This is a genomic window from Parafrigoribacterium mesophilum, from assembly GCF_039652555.1.
GTDB lineage: Bacteria > Actinomycetota > Actinomycetes > Actinomycetales > Microbacteriaceae > Parafrigoribacterium > Parafrigoribacterium mesophilum.
Genome location: NZ_JBDJAF010000001.1, coordinates 1,878,903 through 1,899,301, shown reverse-complemented (window position 1 = coordinate 1,899,301; position 20,399 = coordinate 1,878,903). Strand labels below are relative to the sequence as shown.

Sequence of the window (20,399 nt, the reverse complement as noted above, 5' to 3'; positions counted from 1 at the left end):
CGCGCCCTGATCCTTACGCTAACCCACGGAGACGGCGACGCTGCCGGTCAATGGCTCACCGGAGCTGCGCGAGATGAAACAGAAGTAGTCGCGGTGGCCGGCGATCCACTCCGCCTCGGTGGCGGCGTAACTCGCGGCGAATTGAATGTCGTTGTAGGCTCCGGCCGCGGCGAAGTCGATCACCGTGGGCGCGGAGCAGAGCAGGTTGATCTGGGCTTGCAGGGCGTCGACGCCGGGGTAGGTGCCGGCATCATCCGGGCCGAACACTCCGTGGTGCACCATTTGGGCCGGATGTGGCACGGCGCAGTCGACCACGGCGAACTCTTCCGCCCACGGCGACTCGTACCCGCCGAGGCATTCACCGCCGCGCAGGCTCTCCCAGGGGTGAGTGCCGGGCGTCAGCGGCCCGACGGCGGCCAGCTGGGTCACCAGAGAAGCGCTGGGGGTGGGGCTGGGAGCCAGGCTCGGACTCGCACTGGGGCTCGCCGTCTTCAGCGCCGTGGTTTCGGATGCGGTGGCGGGAGCCGATCCGAACAGTTCCGGAAGTCGAGTGCCGAGGAAGAACAGCCCGATCAGGGCGAGCAAGGCCAGCACGGCGCCACCGCCCCACAGCAGCAGCTTCCTGTTGCCTGACCACCCGGATCCGGGAGGGCGCCTCGGCTCGGCGGGCGCGCGCCGAGGAGCGGGTCCGGCTACCGGCGGGGTTGCTGCCGGCACGCTGGGCAGCCGCACCGTGGGTTCGGCGGCGGGCACCTGGTGCTCGCGCTCCCGGAACAGGGCTGCCAACGGTGAATCTTCGTTTTCACGATGTACCGTCGCCGGGATGAGCGGTGGCGCCGGCGGCGTAGCCAGCGGCGGCACGGGCCCGGGAGTGTCCGGGTCGGGGAGCACGCGGGGCCGGAAGGTGCGGCGGGAGGCAAGCGGCTCGGTCGGCTCGCCTGGCTGCACCGGCGAGAACAATTCCGTGGGTAGCGCCCGGTCGGGCGGCTGGACCGTGGCCGCCGACGACTCGGCCGGCGCGGACCTCGATACCGGTGCCGCCGCGACGGGGAGGTCCGGCGGCACGACGGGAAGGTGCGGATCGGCGGGCCAGAATGGGTCGGCGGGGACGGCCGCAGGCTGCGGCAGAGGGGGAGGATTCGATGCCACCGGATTAGACGCGGCCGGATTAGACGCGCCCGGATTCGACGGCACCGGACTGGCCGGCGGCGGCGCGGCGGGGGTCGTCTGCGGCTTCAGTCCCCAGCGGAATCCGTCGGCGGCTGCGGCCGGCGGTGCGACGACGTCCGGCGTCGCCTCTGCGGAGCGCTCAACGCTCCGCAGGCTTCCGGTGTCCGGCGGTGAGAACCCCGGACCGGCTTCTTCGGCAGGGGTGTCGCCCGCGTCCTGAAACTGCGCGGCAAGCCAGCCGCTGGCATCCGTGCCGTTGTCCGACGTGCCGTTGTCGGCCATATCGCTGTCGTGGCCCGCGCGGCGTTGGCGCCGGCGGCCGAATCCCAGGTGACCGGAATCATCACTCATTCGCGAGTCCCAGATCCGACAACCCGATGGCCGCCAAGTAGGGGTATCCGGCGGCTTCGATTCTTTGGCGGGCCCCGGTGTCGCGGTCGACCACCACCGCGACGGCGGCGACCTCGGCGCCGACCTTCTCCAGTGCGGCGATGGCGGACAGCGGCGAACCGCCGGTCGTGGAGGTGTCCTCGAGCACGATCACCCGCTTGCCGTTCACATCCGGGCCCTCGACCTGCCGGCCGCGGCCGTGGTCCTTGGGTTCCTTGCGCACCACGAACGCGTCATAGCCCAGCCCCCGGGCGGCGCCCTGGTGGAGCACGGCGGCGGCGATCGGGTCGGCGCCCATCGTCATGCCGCCGACGGCGCTGACGTCGGGGACGGCCGCGATGAGGTCGAGCATCACCGTGCCGATGAGCGGGGCGACGCGGTGGTCGAGGCTGACCTTGCGCAGATCGACGTAGTAGGTCGCGTTCTTGCCGCTGGTCAGCACAAATTCCCCGTGGAAGACGGCCTCGGCGCGGATGTACTCGATGAGCTGCTCACGTGTGTCAGTCACCTGCCGATTCTACTGAAGCGAGCCTGCCCCTTTGGCCTGGGCGCTCTGAAGCGCGGCAACCACCCGGGACGCCGCCCCGCCCAGCCCCCAACGGACCGTCAGGTCATCCAGCGCACCGCGGCCGGCATCCGGGATTTCGATCCGCGCGTCGACCGCCGGCAGGTCGAGATCGCTCACGACCTCCACGACCGCGGGTGCACGAGTGAGGTAGTCGGCGGCAGCTGCGATCTTGGCCCTGATCCCGGCCGACAACGGCACCGTGGGATCAGCCACCGCTGCCACGACACCGGCCAGGGTACCGAACTGGGCGAGCAGCGCGGACGCCGTCTTCTCCCCGACGCCCGCCACACCGGGCAGGCCATCGGAGCTGTCGCCGCGCAGGGCCGCGAAATCGGCGTACTGGACGGCGGCGACGCCGTACTTGCGCCGGAGCACCGCGTCCGTGACGATTTCCAGGTTGCTCATCCCCCGTGCGGTGTAGATGACGCGCACGTCCCGGGCGTCGTCCACCACCTGGAACAGGTCACGGTCGCCGGTGACGACATCGACCGGTCCGGTAGCCGTGGCGGCGAGCGTGCCGATGATGTCGTCCGCCTCATATCCGGGCTTGCCCAGGATCGGGATGCCGAGGGCGTTCAGCGTCTCGACGATAATCGGCACCTGCGGGGTGAGCAGCTCGGGCACCAGCTCGACGTCGGAGCCGCCCTCGACGAGCTCAGCGACGCGGTGTGCCTTATAACTGGGGATCAGCTCGACCCGCCACTGCGGGCGCCAGTCGTCGTCCCAGCAGGCGATCAGTCCGCCGGGGGTGAAGTCGGTCACCAGACGCGCGATGATATCGAGCAGTCCGCGAACCGCATTGACACTGGTGCCGTCCGGCGCGCGAACCGTGTCCGGAACACCGTGGAAGGCACGGAAGTACAGCGCTGCGGTATCCAGCAGCATCAGGCGATCATCGTTCACCCGTACAGTGTGTCCCATTGCCGAGCCGGACCACCAGCATCGGCTGAAATAGAGTTGAGGCATGCGCATCGCGACCTGGAACGTGAACTCGATCCGCAGCCGGGTGGCGCGGGTGGTGGACTGGCTGGTTCGAGAGGATGTCGACACTCTTGCCATGCAGGAGATCAAGTGCACCGCGGAGCAGTTCCCGTATGAACCCTTCGCCGAAGCGGGCTACGAGATCGAATTGAACGGCCTCAACCAGTGGAACGGCGTGGCGTTCGCCAGCCGCCTGCCGATGACCGATCCGGCGACAAGCTTCGACGGCATGCCCGGCTTCCTCAAGGGCAGCACCGGCACCGACCTGCCGCTGGAGGCCCGCGCTCTCGGCGTCACCGCCGGCGGAGTGCGGCTGTGGAGCCTGTACGTGCCGAACGGGCGTGCGCTGGGCGACCCGCATTACTTCTACAAGCTGGATTGGCTCGCCCGGCTCGCCGAGGCGGCCTCCGGCTGGCTGAACAGTGATCCGACGACCCCACTGGCGCTCATGGGCGACTGGAACATCGCCCCGCTGGACACCGATGTGTGGCCCACCTGGGATTTCGTGAACAATACGCACACCTCCGCACCCGAGCGGGCCGCCTTCGCGGCGGTGGAGCAGGCGGGACTCACCGATGTGGTGCGGCCGCTGCTTCCCGAGGGGTTCACCTACTGGGACTACAAACAGTTGCGGTTCCCGCGCAACGAAGGCATGCGGATCGACTTCATCCTGGGCTCGCGGCCGTTCGCCGACCTCGTCACAGCGGCGAGCATTCACCGCAACGAGCGCAAGGGCGACGCGCCCAGCGACCACGTTCCCGTCCTCGTCGACCTCGACCTTCAGACGGAGGACGACGACGACCGCCCGATGATCTTCTAGCCGACGGCGCTCCCCTATGATCATTCGATGAGTGTGATCATTCGATGAGTGCAGAGCAGTCGGCATCCGAGCTGACGCCACGGACCACCACCGGGCATCCGCGCAGCGACCGATCCGCGTTCTCCACCAGCACCGTCGTGCAGAGCGTCTTCGACGAGATCCTCACCGCCGTGCACGAGGGCCGGCTGCTGCCGGGCCAGCGGATCAGCGACGTCGAACTCGCGGCACAGCTTGGCGTGTCCCGCACACCGGTGCGCGAGGCGCTGCTGCGGCTGCGGCAAATCGGCATCATCGAGGCGTCGGCGAACCGCTTCACCCGGGTGGCCGACGTGTCGCCGCGCGAGACGGCGGATGCGATGATCGTCTGGCTGGCGTTGTATCTCCCGCTGGTGCTCGAGGTGGTGCCCACCGCCCCGACCAGCACGCTTGAGGCGATGCGGCGGGACCACCTTGCGTTCCAGCGGCACGTCGCGGCCCTGGACATGCAAAACGTGGCCACCTCCAACTTCGCGTTTTTCCATCACCTGACGGTGTTGTCACACAATCCGACGCTGCGCAAGGCGCTCACGTCTGTGGTACACATCGTGCGGCTGGGCAGTCTGCACCTTCCCGACTATCTCGATTTCGCTGCGCTCGACCGATCGCAGCAGTTGCTGCTGGATGCGGTGCGGGCGAACGACGCGCACGCGGCCCGCGCCGCGATCGCGCTGCTCGGGACGATCGAGGTGCCGCAACCGGACGTCAAGCCGGCTCCCACCGTCGCGCGTGGACTCCGCTAAGCCGGTCGACGTGCCGAAATCGCCGTCGGCCGACCGCCGGCGGCTGCGCCCCGCACTGGGGGGAAACGCGGTCTTGTCAGGCAAACCGGTATATTGGTAGCTTTTGACCAGGGAGGACAGCATCCCCCTTCCTGGAGCTATACGCCTCCACCAGGCAGACCCGAACCGCCAGGTTGAGTTGGTCTGCCAGTCCTCTGGCGGGGTGCGAGGACGTGGGCCGCTCGGACCCGAACGGGCGGTCCACTCTGTTTGCCTGGACTACCCTCGTGCTATGCCTTCTCTTGACCTGCCGGGAGCCCGTCTCTACTACGAGACGGAAGGGCAGGTTTCCTCGCCCGCACTGCTATTGATCCACGCCGGCGTCGCCACGCTGCGGATGTGGGACCCGCAGGTCGAGGCGCTCGCCCGGCAGCACTACGTGGTGCGGTTCGACACCCGCGGATACGGCATGACCGAGACCGACAACGTGCCGTTCTCCGACCGCGACGACGCGTTGGCGCTTCTGGACCATCTCGGCATCGAGCGTGCCACCGTCATCGGATGCTCCCGAGGAGGCGCCATCGCCATCGACCTCGCGGTGGAGCATCCGGAGCGCGTGCGCGGACTGGTGACGATCGGTTCCGGCCCGTCCGGTTTCCCCGAAGTCGAACTCACCGAGCGGGAGGATGCGCTCTTCGACGAGCTTGACGCGCTGCTCGCCGCCGAACAGTGGGAAGACCTGAACCGTCGCGAAACCGAGCTGTGGACGTTCGGCCCGGAGCGCAACGCCCGTGATCTGGAGCCGACGTTCGTCGCCCAGGCGTATGAACTCAGCGCTCCGAACATCCGTCACCATGCGGACGCCCCGACGCCCACCCCGCTGGAGGAGCCTGCCTATTACCGAGTCGCGGACATCGACGTTCCGACGCTGGTCATGGTCGGCGATCATGACCTGTCCGAGGCGCTCGCGCAGTACGAGTACCTCGCCGCCACGATCACCCGCGCCGATTCCTGCCGGTTCCACGATTGCGCCCACCTGCCGAGCGTCGAGCGGCCGGAAGAGTTCACGACTGTGCTGCTGAACTGGCTCAGCGCACACGGCCTGTAACCGCGTCACATCGCGTCGGCCGGTCCAAGAAACCGCGTGGAACCGGGCGGTGGCGCAACTCTGTGCTGCCGGTCACAACCAAACGCCGCTGCCCGCCGATTACCCTGGAGAGCAGTACTCATTTTAATTTGAGTGGGTGTCCTCGGCGGACATCCCTGGACAGACGATCGGAGGTAGACCATGTCACAAGTCACACAAGACGCAATCATTGGCGAACCCGAGGTTGTCGAGGACCGCTCAAAGCTCGCCTCCCGTTCCGGGCAGGTCATTCCGGTGGCGACCGGGGACGTTGTCGACAACCCTGCCTGGCTGCGTCTGAAGCAGGCGGCGACCACCTTGCGCGACCATCAGATCCAGGATGGCAGCATCCCCGAGGCGTCCGCACACCCAGACTGCCGGGGGCTGGTCGAGACGATCACCGCGGCGATCGCGGAGCTCGCACCGCTATTCCCACACGACGTCGATTACCTGGCGGCGTTGCGGGCCGACTTTGCGGCCTGGGTCTCCGGAGGATTCGGGGTGCCGGACTTCCTCGACTCGCTCGTCGCCTTCCAGCCGAGCCGCAGCCGGGTGGACGGGTTGCGACACCTCGTGGTGTTCCCGATGTACACGCAGAACGGCAGTCGTGACCGGCTCGTGGAGGCGGTGCTCGTCGAGGTGATCTGGCCAGAGTTCGTGGCGGAGTTGCAAGACGGCGAGTACTCCAACTCGATGTTCGTACCGATCCGTTTCCTTGATTTCACGCCGGGTTACGACACGAACGCGGCAACGCTGTTCCCCGAGACGATTGCCATGCGCCAGATCCCCAGCTTCACCTGGGGAGGCATCTTCGCCGACCGGGAGGCGGCCCGGTTCCGCACGGTGGTGCGTGCTGCTGCGCAGTTCACGGGCCTGGAACTGCCGGCGGATGCGATGCGCCTGCTGGCTGACCAGAAGCTCGCGGAAGAGACCTTCGTGATGTGGGATCTGATCCACGACCGCACCCACATGCGCGGCGATCTGCCGTTCGATCCGTTCATGATCAAGCAGCGGATGCCGTTCTTCCTGTATTCGCTCGAGGAGTTGCGCTGCGATCTGACGGCGTTCCGCGAATCGGTGAAGCTGGAACGGAACCTGTCGCAACTCGGTCCCGACGAACTCACGCCCACACAGCAGTCGATCCTCGACCACGCAAAGCTCGTGCAGTACGCCGTGATCTTCGACCGGATCTTCCGGTTCGCACTGTCGGGCACTCGGGTGCGCAACTACGACGGACTGGGCGGACAACTGCTGTTCGCCTGGCTGCACCAGCATCACGTGCTGCACTGGACCGACACCCAGCTGTCGATCGACTGGGACGAGGTTCCGGAGACGGTGCTGGAACTGGGCCACGCAATCGAGGACCTGTACTGGCGCTCGATTGACCGGCCGAAGACGGCTCACTGGCTCGCCGCGTACGAGCTGGTGTCCGCGACCCTCACGCCGCATCCGGCCTCGAAGTGGGCCGCCCGCGACCTTCCGCTGCTGGGCAAACCGAAGGGTCTGACCGACGAGGTGCTGGACGACGAGTTCCCGCTCTCCATGTTCTACGAGGCGCTGGGGAAGAAGCTGACGCCGGTGATCGAGTCGACCTCGGGGATCACCGGCCGCGGCTGAGGACCACCTTCGAGACGCTCGCCTGGGGGCTCATTCCTCAGGGACCACCTTCGAGACGCTCGCCTGGGGGCTCGAAGGAGGCCCGTCTCGAAGGGAATCTCTGGTTAGGCTTGGCGCGTGCTCGAACTGACGGATGTGACGCGGTCGTTCGGTGCGACGCCGGCACTGTCGGGCGTGAGCTTCACCGTGGAACCCGGCCGGATGACCGGCTTCGTCGGAGCCAACGGTGCCGGCAAGACCACGGCGATGCGGATCATCCTCGGCGTGCTCACACCCGATGCCGGACGGGTGCGGTTCAACGGCACCGAACTCGACTCGGCCCGGCGGCGCCGGTTCGGGTACATGCCAGAAGAGCGGGGGCTCTACCCGAAGATGCGGGTCGCCGAACACATCGTGTACCTAGCCCAACTACACGGAATGACGCACTCGGCCGCCGTCCGGAACGCCACGGGTTTGCTCGAACGTCTCGGGCTGGCCGAAAGAGCCAACGCGACCGTGGAGAGCCTGTCGCTCGGTAACCAGCAGCGCGCCCAGATCGCCGCCGCCCTCGTGCACGACCCCGACGTGCTCGTCCTGGACGAACCGTTCTCCGGGCTCGATCCGCTGGCGGTCGAGGCGGTGCAGGCGGTGCTGAAGGAACACGCGGCAGGCGGCGCGTGCGTGCTGTTCTCCTCACATCAGCTCGACATAGTGGAACGCCTGTGTGACGACCTCGTCGTGATCGCCGGCGGCGTCATCCGGGCCAGTGGCTCACGGCAGGCCCTGCAGAGCGCCCACGCGCAATCCCAGTACGAACTCGCGGCGCCCGGCAGCATCCAGTGGCTGCATCAGATCGCGGGCATCACCGTGCTGGATGCGGATGCCGGGGATCAGGTGCGTTTTCATGCCGAGAGCCCGGATGCCGCACAGGCAGTGCTGCGGGAGGCGCTGTCCCGCGGACCGGTGTTTCGATTCACGCCGCAGGAGGCCTCGCTCGCCCAGATTTTCCGGGAAGTCATACAGTGAGCGCCGCCACACGCGCGAACCTCCCCCCGTTGAGCTTCGCGCACAGCGCCAGGCTGGTAGCGGTGCGCGAGGTGCGGATGAAGCTGCGCAGCAAGGCGTTCCTGATCTCCACCGGCATCCTCATGCTCGCCGTGCTCGCGTCGGTGCTGGTCGGCGGCATCCTGAGCGCGCATCCGCCGGCGACCACCGTCGCGGCCACCGGCTCGGCCGTCGCGGTCGTGCGGCACGCGCCTGGCCTCACCGTCACGGAGGTCGCCAGCGTCGCGGAGGCCACCGCGCTCGTGAAGAAGGGCACGGTGAAGGCCGCCGTGGTGCCGGGCGCCGCGGATTCACCGCTGAAGGTGACCATCATCGCGCTGGATTCCGCTCCGCGGGACGTCATCGCGCGGCTCAGCGTCGCGCCACCGGTCGAGCTGCTGAAAAGCGGAGGGACGAACCCGGCCCTGTCCTACTTCGTGGCGATCGGGTTCGGACTGGTCTTCTTCATGTCCGCGATCACCTTCGGAACGACCATCGCGCAGAGCGTCGTGGAAGAGAAGCAGACCCGGGTGGTGGAGATCCTGATGTCCGCCATCCCGGTGCGGGCGCTGCTGGCCGGAAAGGTGGTCGGCAACAGCCTGCTCGCGTTTGCCCAGATCACCGCCATCGCATTGTTGGCCGCGGCCGGCCTGGCGGCGACCGGCCAGCGCTCGCTGCTGTCGGATCTCGGACCGTCGCTCGTCTGGTTCTTGGTCTTCTTCGCCTTCGGCTTCGTGATGCTCGCCGCGCTGTACGCGGCCACGGCCTCGCTCGTGTCGCGTCAGGAGGATGTCGGCAGCGTCACCTCGCCGGTGATGGTGCTCGTCATGCTTCCGTACCTTCTCGTCATCTTCTTCAACGACAATCCGGTGGTGCTCGGCATCATGTCGTACGTGCCGTTCTCCGCTCCGGTTGGAATGCCGATGCGGATCTTCCTGGGCACGGCCAGCTGGTGGGAACCGCTCGCCTCCCTCGCGTTGCTGCTGCTGACCACCGGCGTCGTCATCGTGCTCGGGTCGCGGATTTACGCGAACTCGCTGCTACGCACCGGCTCGCGGGTGAAACTGAGAGATGCCCTGGCCCGGTGATCCCTGAGCCATAGACAGCCGGTCTCGCAACGCCCAAGATCGTAGGTGGAGGTTCCCATGGAGATCCTGCAGGTGGCCCAACACGCCGACGACCTGGATCGTGCGGCCGCATTTTACGAATCCCTGCTCGGCGGCCCACCGGCCGGACGTTTCGAACCAGGATTGCTCTTCTTCAACGTCGGGCGTTCCCGGCTGCTGCTCGAGCGGGCCGCCGCATCCGCCCTCGTCTATTTCGAAGTGGATGACGTCCACGCCACCGTCAGCCGGCTGCGCGGGGAGGGCGTCGACATGGTGGGCGAACCGCAGGTGATCTTCAGCCACACGGATGACACGCTCGGTCCCGCCGGGAACGACGAGTGGATGGCGTTCATCCGGGACAGCGAAGGAAACACCGTCGGCCTCATCAGTTACGAGCCGCGGCACGATCCCTGATCGCCGTCGATAGGACCGGGCGATTCCGCGTGGGAGACTGAAACGGTGACTCGACTTCATGACCCCAACCTCCGAGGATTCGCCAGCGACAATTACGCGGGGGTGCACCCCGAGGTGCTCGCGGCCATCGCCGAGGCCAACGAAGGCCACCAGATCGCCTACGGCGCCGACGTGTACACCGCCCGGCTGCGCGAGGTGGTCAAGGGACATTTCGGCGACCAAGCCGAAACCTTCCCCGTATTCAACGGCACGGGGGCCAACGTGGTCAGCCTCACCTCGCTGCTGCCGCGCTGGGGCGCCGTCGTCTGCACCTCCACCGCGCACATCCACTGCGACGAAAACGGCGCACCGGAACGCATCGGCGGGCTGAAACTGCTCACCGTGCCCTCGCCCGACGGCAAGCTCACCCCCGAACTGATCGACCGGGAGGCGTGGGGCTGGGGCGACGAGCACCGCGCCCAGCCGCTGGCCGTGAGCATCACCCAGACCACCGAGCTCGGCACCGCGTACACCGCGGCCGAGATCCGCGCCATCGCCGATCACGTGCACGCCCGCGGCATGAAACTCCACGTGGACGGCGCGCGCATCTCGAATGCCGCTGCCTCGCTGAACGCACCGCTTCGGGAGTTCACCACGGATGCCGGCGTCGACATCCTCAGCTTCGGCGGCACCAAGAACGGGCTGCTCTACGGCGAAGCGGTGGTCGTGCTGAATCCGGATGCGACATCGGGCCTGCCCTACTTGCGCAAGCTGACCATGCAGCTTGCCTCCAAAATGCGGTTCGTGTCGGCTCAGCTGATCGCGCTGTACGAGGGCGATCTCTGGCTGCGTTCGGCCACCCACGCCAACGCCATGGCCGCGTACTTGCGCCAGAGCCTGGAATCCGGCGTCGCCGAGGGCTCGATCGTCGGGGTGGGATTCAGCCAGCCGACGCAGTCCAACGCGGTGTTCGCCACACTGCCGGCCGGGGTCGCCGACCGGCTGCGGGAGCACTTCCGCTTCTACGACTGGGATGCCGCCAAGCGTGAGGTGCGTTGGATGTGCGGGTTCGACACGAGTGCCTCCGACATCGACCGGTTCGTCGCAGCCCTCAAAGTGGAATTGGCGGCGTAAGTTCAAAAGGCAGGCACCGGCAGGCAGCACAGTTGAGGGTGGAACAGTGACGGAGACGAAATTCGCAACCAAGCCCTGGCTTTCGGCGTACGCGCCGGGAGTACCGCACGAGATAGCGCCGGTCACTGAGACCCTCGCCGACATGATGGCCCACTCCGTGCGGGAGTACGACAGCAGGATCGCTCTGGAGTTCTTCGGCGCGAGTACCAGCTACCGGCAACTCGGCGAGAAAATCCAGCGCGTCGCCGGGGGGCTGCGTACCCTCGGCGTTGGGCACGGTGACCGGGTGGCGCTGGTGCTGCCGAACTGCCCGCAGCACATCATCGCGTTCTACGCCATCCTGTCTCTGGGCGCGATCGCGGTCGAGCACAACCCGCTGTACACCCAGGGTGAACTTCGCCGGCAGTTCGAGGACCACGGCGCCACCGTCGCGATCGTTTGGGACAAGGTCGCCGCCACGGTGCAGTCTTTCCCCGCCGCCATGGGCGTCAACACCGTGATCTCCGTCGACCTCACCAAGGCCATGCCGTGGGTGAAACGACTTGCCCTGCGGCTGCCGTTGGCCAAGGTTCAGGCCGCCAGGGCGGCGCTGAGCGCCGGCACCACCGCGAACGGCACGATCGCCTGGGCGTCACTGTCGCAGATCTCCTCACCGAACCTGGAACTACCGGTGGTGAAACCGGAGGACATCGCCGTGTTGCAGTACACCAGCGGCACCACCGGAGCGCCGAAGGGGGCCATCCTGACCCACGCGAACCTGCGCGCCAACGCGATGCAGGGCGAGGCCTGGGTACCGGGACTGCGAAAGGGACACGAGGTCGTCTACGGGGTGTTGCCCATGTTCCATTCCTATGGGCTCACCCTGTGCGTCACCTTCGCGATGAGTATGGGCGCCAGGCTCGTGCTCTTCCCGAAGTTCGACGAGAAGCTGGTGCTCGGCGCCATGAAGCACATCCCGGCCACCTTCCTGCCCGCGGTACCTCCGCTCTATCAGCGGCTCGCGACCGCGGCCGCGGCGCGCAGGATCAGCCTTCAGGGCATCCGTTTTGCCATCTCCGGCGCCATGGGACTGACCGTCGAGATTGTGAAGCTGTGGGAGCGCGCCACCGGCGGACTGCTCGTCGAGGGCTACGGGATGACTGAGGCCTCGCCGATCATCGCCGGAAACCCGATCGGACTCACCCGGCGTCCCGGTTCGGTGGGTGTGCCGTTCCCGAGCACGGAGATCCGCGTGGTCGACCCGGCCGATCCGACCGTGGACCTGGGGGTGGGGGCGGAAGGCGAACTGCTTGTGCGTGGACCTCAGGTGTTCCAGGGGTACTGGAACCGGCCGATCGAGACCGCCGACGTGCTGCTGGACGATGGGTGGCTGCGAACCGGCGATATCGTGCGCGTCGCTGGTGACGGCTTCATCACCATCGTCGACCGACTCAAAGAGATCATCATCACCGGCGGTTTCAACGTCGCTCCCTCCGAAGTGGAGGCCGCGTTGCGGTCGCATCCGGATGTCGCGGACGTCGCCGTGGTCGGACTGCCGAGCGACGGCGGCGAGGACGTGGTCGCGGCGGTCGTGCCCAGGGCCGGTGCCTCACTCGATGCGGAGGGCCTACGCACCTACTGCCGCAGCCACCTCACGGCGTACAAGGTGCCCAAGCGGATCGTGCAGGTGGATGCGCTGCCGCACTCGCTGATCGGCAAGGTGCTGCGGCGCGAGGTGCGGAAAACGCTCGCCGCCTGACCGACCCTCCTGCCCTTATTCAGGAGGGTATGAGACGGAAGTGGCCCGAGCGACGCCTGAGCAGCACACCGTCCACATCCGCCCCACCCGCCACGCGGCCTCCTGAATGATGAAAGCGGCTAAACGGTCAACAGCGCCGGAGTCACGGTGAGGTGTTCACCGTCGTCCGCCAGGTCGACGCGCACGACGTCGCCGTCCCGGATGTCGCCGGCCAACAACGCCGTCGCCAGCGAGTCGTCGATTTCGCGCTGCATCAGCCGCCGCAGCGGCCTCGCCCCGTAGATCGGGTCGTAGCCGCGCTCGGCCAGCCAGGCGCGCGCATCCGGAGTCACTGCCAGGTCGAGTCGGCGGCCGGCGAGCCGTGCCGTGAGCCTGTCGATGTAGAGTTCGACGATCTCGGCGAGGTCCTCTGTGGACAGCGGCGAGAACACCACGATGTCGTCGAGCCGGTTGACGAATTCCGGTTTGAACGCCTGGCGCACCATGTCGTTCACCGCGGTCTCCTTCTGCTCCCAGCTCAGCGTCGGGTCGACCAGGAACTGGCTGCCGAGGTTCGAGGTGAGGATCAGGATGGTGTTGCGGAAGTCCACGGTGCGGCCCTGACCGTCGGTCAGCCGGCCGTCGTCGAGCACCTGCAGCAGCACGTCGAAGACATCGGTGTGCGCCTTCTCCACCTCGTCCATCAGGATGACCGAGTAGGGCCGGCGACGTACCGCCTCGGTGAGTTGGCCGCCCTGCTCATAGCCGATGTAGCCGGGAGGGGCACCGAGCAACCGGGCGACAGAGTGCCGCTCGCCGTATTCGCTCATGTCGATGCGGATCATGGCCTTCTCGTCGTCGAACAGGAACGCGGCGAGGGTCTTCGCGAGTTCCGTTTTACCGACGCCGGTCGGACCCAGGAACAGGAACGACCCGGTGGGCCGGTCCGCATCCGCGATGCCCGCCCGCGAGCGTCGTACCGCTTCGGCGACCGCGCGCACCGCCTGCTTCTGTCCGACCAGCCGTTTGCCGAGTTCGGACTCCAGGTGCAGTAGCTTCTCGGTCTCGCCCTGCAGCAGGCGGCCGACCGGGATGCCCGTCCACATGGCAATGACCGCGGCGATGTCCTCGGCGGTGACCTGATCGTTGACCATCAGCGGGGTGTCGGCTTCGGACTTCTCCGCCTCGGTCACCTCCCGCTCGATCACCGGGATCTCGCCGTACAGCAGCCGGGACGCCTTCTCCAGGTCACCCTCGCGCTGGGCCCGGTCCGCCTGCATCCGCAGCGAGTCGAGCTTGCCTTTGAGCTCGCCGACCCGGTTGAGGGAGGCTCGTTCCTTCTCCCAGCGCGCCTCGAGTTCCTTGAGGTTTGCGCTGCGTTCGGCGAGGTCCTCGCGCAACTTGGCGAGCCGTTCCTTGCTGGCCTCGTCTTTCTCGCGCTTGAGCGCGAGTTCCTCCAGCTTCAGCCGGTCGACGCTGCGGCGCAGCTCATCGATCTCCACCGGGGCGGAGTCGATTTCCATGCGCAGCCGCGACGCGGCCTCGTCGATCAGGTCGATGGCCTTGTCGGGCAGCTGGCGGCCGCTGATGTACCGGTTCGACAGCGCGGCGGCGGCGACCAGCGCCGTGTCGGCGATGGTGACCTTGTGGTGCGCCTCGTACCGTTCCTTGAGTCCGCGCAGGATCGCGATGGTGTCTTCGACACTCGGCTCGCCCACGAAGACTTGCTGGAAGCGGCGCTCGAGCGCGGCATCCTTCTCGATGAATTGGCGGTATTCGTCCAGGGTGGTGGCGCCGATCAGGCGCAGTTCGCCGCGCGCGAGCATCGGCTTGAGCATGTTGGATGCCGCCACCGAGCCCTCGCCGCCGCCGGCGCCCATGAGGGTGTGCAGCTCGTCGACGAAGGTGATGATCTCGCCCTGGGCGTCGTTGATCTCCTTCAGCACGGCCTTGAGCCGTTCTTCGAATTCGCCGCGGTACTTCGCGCCGGCGACCAGGGCGGCGAGATCCAGTGCGACCAGGCGTTTGTCCTTGAGGGAATCGGCCACGTCGCCCGCGACTATGCGCTGGGCGAGGCCCTCGACCACGGCGGTCTTGCCGACGCCCGGCTCGCCGATCAGTACCGGGTTGTTCTTCGTGCGGCGGGTCAGCACCTGGCTCACCCGCCGGATCTCGGCATCCCGTCCGATCACCGGATCCAGCTTGCCGGCGCGTGCGATTTCGGTGAGGTCCACCCCGAACTGCTCGAGGGCGGTCTTCTGCTCCTCGTTCGACGCCGGGGCGCCCTGCATGTTTGCCATCGAATTTCTCCCGAAAGTTCAAAACTTGAGTCGAGCTGACTCAATTTTAGCTGATCCTCGGTCCCAACGCTACTGCCGGCAACTCCCCCTGTCGAGGCACCCCCACCTCCGCCACCCTCCGGGTCCCAACTCGCCCCCACCCGTTTCAAGGAGTTTCTGACCTTCAGGGTGCTGCGAATCGGGATCCGGGCCGGTCGAAGACAGAAAGTCCGTGAAACGGGATGGCGGCGGGCGCAGTGGCGGGGGCGGGAGATCGGATGCGTGTGGTCCGGCGGCGGACTACCGCCGGGTGGAGACGGTCACCGTGAACTTCGAGTTGCGGCCGAGCTGGCGGGTCGGACCGATCAGACGGGTCAGTGCGGAACGGTAGCGCAGGTGGGAGTTGAAGACCGTCATCAGTTCGCCGCCCGGGGCCAGCACCCGGGCGCAGTCCTGGAACAGGCGCAACGCTCCCCCGGCGTGGACCGCCGCGCCCAGGTGGAACGGCGGGTTCAGCACGATCAGCTCGGCCGAGGTATCCGGCTGAAGCGCCAGAGCGTCGTCGCGAAGCACGTGCACCCGCTCCACGACACCGTTGGCCTCGGCGGTGGCCTCCGCTGAGGCAACCGCCGCCGCCGACTGGTCGGTGGCCAAAACCTGCAGGTGCGGCCGTGCTGTGGCGAGGGCGGATGCGAGAACCCCGGTTCCGCAGCCGAGGTCGACTGCCCATGTCGCATCCGGCTTCGCGTGGTCCAGGAAGCCGAGCAAAAATCTGGTGCCGATGTCCACGCGGGTCCCGGCGAAGGCGCCGCCGTGCGCGCACACCCAGAGCCCGAGGTCGCGGTGGAACTCACGTCGCGGCCACTCACTCCCGGCCCGGGCGGTGCCCACGCCGGATGCCACCACCACCCGCGCCTTTTGCCGCGCGAGCCCGGCATGCACCTCGGCGAACCCGCGAGCGAGCACCTCGTTCATGGTCAGCGCCATGTGCTTGACCATCCCGGCCGCGTAGAGGGTCACCTGGGGCGACGCGTGTCGCAGGACCCCGTCGACAATCTCCTCGAGCGCATCAAGACTGCGCGGCATCCGCAGCAGCACGACGCGGGCGCCGGATAGCAGCTCGGCACCCAGAGGAAGGGAGCGGTACGCGTCGCTCAGGCCGAACTGGGCGGCGTTGTTCGCCAGGGCCAGCTCGCCGGAGCGCGCGTCCTGATGCGCTCGAAGCCGGGAGGATCCGGCCGCCGCGGCACCCAGCGTAACGGCGCCATAGCGGTCGCCCACGGTCACGATCTCGCCGGGCGCGCACGCCGCCAAGGCGGCAGCGGCCGTGTCCAGCAGCAGCCGGTCCGCAGCATCCACCGCGAAGAGGTTCTCCGCCTCGACGTCGGGGCGACGGCGCAGTAGCTCGAACGAAAATTCAGTCACACGTCACGGTACCGGCTCCCCTCCGCAACGCCCAGCCGGCTCCGTTCCCACCCCGTTTCACGGAGATTCTGTCATCCAGACCCTCGGTTCCCGGCTCCAGCCTCCAGCGGGCCAAAATCTCCGTGAAACGGGACCGACGGTGGGCGCCGCCACGCAACAAACCGTAATGCGACGCAATCATCGGTCACATCCGATCACCAAGCGACCGAAATCTCTACGCTGGCGGTGCAGCCACTGGAAAAGGACGAAACATGACACTCACCGATACCCGGCCCCTCGCCGCGGCGGACACCGATTTGGGCTACCCGTCAAGCAACGTTGCCGCGATCCCCGAACTCGCCGACCACTGGAAGAAACTCGACCTGCGCGAGATCCTCTCCCGGCCCGCCGCTTTCCTGTCGGTCAGCCAGTCGAACTCGCTCTACAAGCCGGGCGGAGTGCAGTTCGCCGAGCGCCACGACCTACGCGGCAGCCTGCCGGCAACGGTGAAATCGGTCCTTGCCGCCCGCGAGGCGGCGAACTTCGTCTCCTTCAACTGGATCGGCTACACCGTCTTTCGCCAGGAGTACCCCCAGACCGACTTCGACCGCGTGCAATACGAGGCCTGGACCGGTGGGCTGGATGCCACCGAGGAGCAGATCGCGTGGGACAACGAGCTGGTCGGCGAACTGCGCGAGCTCGTGCGGCCCGGAGACAACGAGTTCTACGAGTGCGCGCTGCAGACGGCGTTCACCGGGACCGGGCTACCGCTCGAACTCTCTCGCAAGCGCGTTCAGGTGCTCGTGATCACCGGCATCCACACCGACTGGTGCATCGAAGGCAACGCGCGCGCCGCCCGAGACCACGGCTACCTCCCGATCGTGATCGGCGACGCCACCGGATGCCAGAAGCCGGAGTTCGAGGCAACGGCCTTCCAGCGGATCAACCAGTTCTTCGCCCCGGTGATCTCCTCCGACACATTCGTCGAACTGCTCAAGGGTTAGGGCACCATCATGGGAAACGCCGGACTCTTCTTCGTCGGCATCGTGCTGTTGGTCAACGGCCTGGTGATCCTGAACATCGTGCCGACCCGAAGTGCCGCCGTCCTGAACCTGTTCGTCGGCGCTCTGCAGGTGCTGCTGCCCACGATCATCCTGATTCAAAGCGGCGGCGACCAGGCGATCATCAACGCCACCTGGCCGACCTACCTGTTCGGATTCACGTACCTGTACTACGGCCTCGGCATCTTCCTGAACCTGGAGCCACAGGGGCTCGGCTGGTTCAGCGCCTTCGTGGCCGCTGTCGCGCTGTACGAGGCCGCCGTCACGTTAGCCACGGACCCGGTCTTCGCGGTGATCTGGTTGTGCTGGGCGGCGATGTGGGCGTTGTTCTTCCTGCTCATGGCGTTGGACAAGGCCTCGCTCAGCCGGTTCACGGCCTGGTTCCTGGTCTGGCTGGGCATCCCAAGCTGCTCGATCAGCGGATTGTTCCTCTTGAACGGCGCCTGGGACACGACGCCGGCGGCCGGGGCCGCTGCGTTCGTCGCCCTCCTTGCGCTGACCGCAATCAGCGTCGCGTTCACGCGTTCGTCGATCGCACGGCCGACGGATGCCTCAGACAACCCGGCCGGCACCGTGGCGCCCGATGCCGTCCCGGCGGAAGCCGTACCCGTCGCCTGAGCGCCCATCTCACGGAGTTTCTGTCTTCAACCGGCCCGGATGCCTGTCAGTCCAGCCTGTGCGGACAGAAACTCCGTGAAACGGGGCGAGGTGGGGCGAGGTGGGTGCGTGCGAAGGGGGCCCGGTCAGTGGTCGTGCCAGGGCTGCCGGCGCCACAACACCACCTGTGTCGGCCGGCGCGTCCTGGTACCTGCACGCAATGAGACCACACCACCGGCTTCATCGGCGGCGAAGATCCGGTGCCCCGGGCGACTGAGCATCTCGTCGGCCAGCGCCGACTCCAACTCCTGCACGCGGGCGGCCAGCTCCGACACCTGATTCTCCAAATCCAAGACGCGCCGGATGCCCTCGAGGCTGACACCCTCGGCGCTGAGCCGGGCGACCTCCCGCAGCTGCACCACGTTGCGCATCGTGTAACGCCGGGACTTGCCGACCGTTCGGGTCGGCGATACCAGCCCCAACCGGTCGTACTGCCGCAGGGTCTGCGGATGCATCGCGGCCAGCCCGGCAGCGACCGAGATGGCGAAAAGAGGGCTGTTCTCGTCCATCAGCTGCGCGCCTTGGCGATGAGGTCGTCGCGGGGGTTCTCCTTCGGCATGGCCTTGGCGAACTCCTCCAGATGTTCGAGTGCTGCTGCCGTCAGGTGGTTCGGCACCGCGACGTGGATGGTGGCCAGCAGGTCGCCGGTGCCTTTGGCCGTCGCGACGCCGCGGCCCTTGACTCGCAGCACTCGTCCGCTGGGCGTGCCCGGTGCCACCTTCAGCTTCACCGGGCTACCGCCCAGCGTGGGCACCTCGATCGTCGCGCCGAGGGTGGCCTCAACGAACGTCACTGGAACATCCACCCGCAGATTGAGTCCGTCGCGTTCGAAGACCGGATGCTTGCGCACCGAGACAGTCAAGGTGAGGTCGCCGGGTGGGCCGCCATCCTCGCTGGGCTCACCTTTGCCACGCAGCCGGATCTTCTGCCCGTCGCTCACTCCGGCCGGGATCTTGACGCTGATCGGCTTGCCCGACGCGGGCTGGAGCTTGATCGTGTCGCCCTTGATCGCCGTCGTGAAGTCCAGCGTGGTGGTGGCGGTGTAGTCGCGGCCTTTGGTGGGGCCGCCGGCCCCCCGGAAGCCGCCGCTGGGCTGGCCGAAGTTGCCGCTGCCGAACATGCTGCTGAAGATATCGTCGAATCCGGGCTGCTGCCGCGCCCCCCGCTGCCCCGGCTGGTTGAACATGCCGCCAAAGATGTCCTCGAAGCCGCCCTGCTGGCCGGTTCCACCGGCGGTGAACCGCGGTCGCCCCGGACCCAGCGCGCGCATTTGGTCGTACTCGCGACGCTGCTCCGGATCCGAGAGCACCGCGTTGGCCTCGCTGATCTCTTTGAAGCGGGCCTCCGCGGCGGCATTCCCGGGGTTGGAGTCGGGGTGGTATTTCCTGGCCAGCTTTCGGTAGGCCTTCTTGAGATCCGCGGCGGAGACGTCTTTGGGCACGCCCAGTACCGCGTAGAAGTCCTTCTCGAACCAATCCTGGCTAGCCACGAGCTACACCCCGCCCGTCACTGCGCCGGAACGTCGACGGCAACCTTCGCAGGACGCAGCAGCTTCTCACCGAGCAGGTAGCCCGACTCGATCACGTCGGCCACCGTGTTGACGGTGACATCCGAGCTGGGCTGCTGATAGATCGCCTCGTGGAGGTTGTGGTCGAACACGTCTCCCTTGGCTCCCACCGCGGTGAGTCCGTACCGCTCGAAACTCGCGCGCAACTTCTGCGCGACGAGGTCCAGTGGGGTCCCCTCGAGGTCGCCGTGCGCGTGCGCGCGGTCCAGGTCATCGAGAATCGGCAGCAGACCCTTGACGACCTCAGCGATCGCGTTCTCGCGCGCGGTCTCGCGGTCACGCTGTACCCGCTTGCGATAGTTCACGTACTCGGCCTGCAACCGCTGCAGATCCGCCAGCCGTTCGGCGGCCAAGTTGCTCTCCGGCGCGACCACCGCGTCAGCGATGTCGCCTTCCGCGGCAAGATCGGTGAGGAACGCGAGATCTTCCTCGGTGAAGGAATCCGTGCCGTCGTTCTCCGCCGTGGCATCCGTCGCCGGTCCTGTGGTTTCAGACTCCGGATGCCTCACCTCGCCCGTTTCCGGATCGATGCGGCGCTTGTCACGCACGACGGGCTCGTCCTGATTCTGTTCATTGCGGTTGTCGTCACCGGGACTGCCGGACGACTTCTTATTCTTGTTCGCCATCG

General features: G+C 67.3%; 19 protein-coding genes. 11 read left to right on the top strand and 8 right to left on the bottom strand.

Annotation, left to right across the window (positions count from 1 at the left end):
• Positions 1–18: 18 nt before the first annotated feature.
• Genes ABFX56_RS09095 through ABFX56_RS09085 form a run of 3 tightly spaced genes read right to left on the bottom strand, consistent with a single transcriptional unit; the run spans position 19 to position 3,013 of the window.
• Entirely contained in the window at positions 19–1,521 is a 1,503-nt protein-coding gene (locus ABFX56_RS09095; protein ID WP_346232925.1) for a hypothetical protein, read from the bottom strand.
• Entirely contained in the window at positions 1,514–2,068 is a 555-nt protein-coding gene (gene pyrE, locus ABFX56_RS09090) for an orotate phosphoribosyltransferase (protein ID WP_346232924.1), read from the bottom strand. The genes ABFX56_RS09095 and pyrE overlap by 8 nt, the downstream gene beginning before the upstream one ends.
• 9 nt (positions 2,069–2,077) lie before the next feature.
• Complete coding sequence (locus ABFX56_RS09085; RefSeq protein ID WP_346233183.1) at positions 2,078–3,013, bottom strand: 5'-3' exonuclease; 936 nt, start codon at positions 3,011–3,013, stop codon at positions 2,078–2,080.
• 79 nt (positions 3,014–3,092) lie between these two features.
• Here ABFX56_RS09085 and ABFX56_RS09080 point away from each other — a divergent pair, with 79 nt between their 5' ends.
• From ABFX56_RS09080 to ABFX56_RS09040, 9 genes are all read left to right on the top strand, one after another.
• Positions 3,093–3,929 (top strand): exodeoxyribonuclease III, encoded by an 837-nt coding sequence (locus ABFX56_RS09080; RefSeq protein WP_346232923.1) that lies wholly within the window; start codon positions 3,093–3,095, stop codon positions 3,927–3,929.
• Between the two features lie 44 nt (positions 3,930–3,973).
• Positions 3,974–4,708, top strand: a complete 735-nt coding sequence (locus ABFX56_RS09075) for a GntR family transcriptional regulator (RefSeq protein WP_346232922.1) — start codon at positions 3,974–3,976, stop codon at positions 4,706–4,708.
• Positions 4,709–4,979: 271 nt separating this feature from the next.
• On the top strand, positions 4,980–5,795 hold the full coding sequence (locus ABFX56_RS09070; RefSeq protein ID WP_346232921.1) for an alpha/beta fold hydrolase: 816 nt from the start codon (positions 4,980–4,982) through the stop codon (positions 5,793–5,795).
• Between the two features lie 180 nt (positions 5,796–5,975).
• On the top strand, positions 5,976–7,430 hold the full coding sequence (locus tag ABFX56_RS09065) for a DUF6421 family protein (RefSeq protein WP_346232920.1): 1,455 nt from the start codon (positions 5,976–5,978) through the stop codon (positions 7,428–7,430).
• A gap of 117 nt (positions 7,431–7,547) precedes the next feature.
• Complete coding sequence (locus tag ABFX56_RS09060) at positions 7,548–8,435, top strand: ABC transporter ATP-binding protein (RefSeq protein ID WP_346232919.1); 888 nt, start codon at positions 7,548–7,550, stop codon at positions 8,433–8,435.
• Positions 8,432–9,541, top strand: a complete 1,110-nt coding sequence (locus tag ABFX56_RS09055; RefSeq protein ID WP_428834413.1) for an ABC transporter permease — start codon at positions 8,432–8,434, stop codon at positions 9,539–9,541. Before ABFX56_RS09060 ends, ABFX56_RS09055 begins: the two co-directional genes overlap by 4 nt.
• 57 nt (positions 9,542–9,598) lie before the next feature.
• On the top strand, positions 9,599–9,973 hold the full coding sequence (locus ABFX56_RS09050; RefSeq protein ID WP_346232918.1) for a VOC family protein: 375 nt from the start codon (positions 9,599–9,601) through the stop codon (positions 9,971–9,973).
• A 45-nt stretch (positions 9,974–10,018) separates the two neighbouring features.
• On the top strand, positions 10,019–11,086 hold the full coding sequence (locus tag ABFX56_RS09045; protein WP_346232917.1) for a threonine aldolase family protein: 1,068 nt from the start codon (positions 10,019–10,021) through the stop codon (positions 11,084–11,086).
• 46 nt (positions 11,087–11,132) lie between these two features.
• Positions 11,133–12,824 (top strand): long-chain-fatty-acid--CoA ligase, encoded by a 1,692-nt coding sequence (locus ABFX56_RS09040; protein ID WP_346232916.1) that lies wholly within the window; start codon positions 11,133–11,135, stop codon positions 12,822–12,824.
• Positions 12,825–12,943: 119 nt separating this feature from the next.
• On the opposite strand, the gene ABFX56_RS09035 is transcribed toward ABFX56_RS09040, so the two are convergent.
• A complete protein-coding gene (locus ABFX56_RS09035) occupies positions 12,944–15,103 on the bottom strand; it encodes an ATP-dependent Clp protease ATP-binding subunit (RefSeq protein WP_346232915.1) in 2,160 nt (719 codons plus the stop codon).
• Positions 15,104–15,382: 279 nt separating this feature from the next.
• Positions 15,383–16,507 (bottom strand): class I SAM-dependent methyltransferase, encoded by a 1,125-nt coding sequence (locus ABFX56_RS09030; RefSeq protein ID WP_346232914.1) that lies wholly within the window; start codon positions 16,505–16,507, stop codon positions 15,383–15,385.
• 251 nt (positions 16,508–16,758) lie between these two features.
• On the opposite strand from ABFX56_RS09030, the gene ABFX56_RS09025 reads away from it, so the two are divergent.
• A complete protein-coding gene (locus ABFX56_RS09025) occupies positions 16,759–17,490 on the top strand; it encodes a cysteine hydrolase family protein (protein WP_346232913.1) in 732 nt (243 codons plus the stop codon).
• Between the two features lie 9 nt (positions 17,491–17,499).
• Positions 17,500–18,165, top strand: coding sequence for an AmiS/UreI family transporter (locus tag ABFX56_RS09020; protein WP_346232912.1), 666 nt, complete (start codon positions 17,500–17,502; stop codon positions 18,163–18,165).
• 125 nt (positions 18,166–18,290) lie between these two features.
• Here the strand turns inward: ABFX56_RS09020 and ABFX56_RS09015 are convergent, their stop codons facing one another.
• The 3 genes from ABFX56_RS09015 to ABFX56_RS09005 are packed head-to-tail and all read right to left on the bottom strand — an operon-like array spanning position 18,291 to position 20,397.
• On the bottom strand, positions 18,291–18,713 hold the full coding sequence (locus tag ABFX56_RS09015; RefSeq protein ID WP_346232911.1) for a heat shock protein transcriptional repressor HspR: 423 nt from the start codon (positions 18,711–18,713) through the stop codon (positions 18,291–18,293).
• Positions 18,713–19,693 (bottom strand): DnaJ C-terminal domain-containing protein, encoded by a 981-nt coding sequence (locus tag ABFX56_RS09010; RefSeq protein ID WP_346232910.1) that lies wholly within the window; start codon positions 19,691–19,693, stop codon positions 18,713–18,715. Before ABFX56_RS09010 ends, ABFX56_RS09015 begins: the two co-directional genes overlap by 1 nt.
• A gap of 17 nt (positions 19,694–19,710) precedes the next feature.
• A complete protein-coding gene (locus tag ABFX56_RS09005; protein WP_346232909.1) occupies positions 19,711–20,397 on the bottom strand; it encodes a nucleotide exchange factor GrpE in 687 nt (228 codons plus the stop codon).
• Positions 20,398–20,399 lie beyond the last annotated feature (2 nt).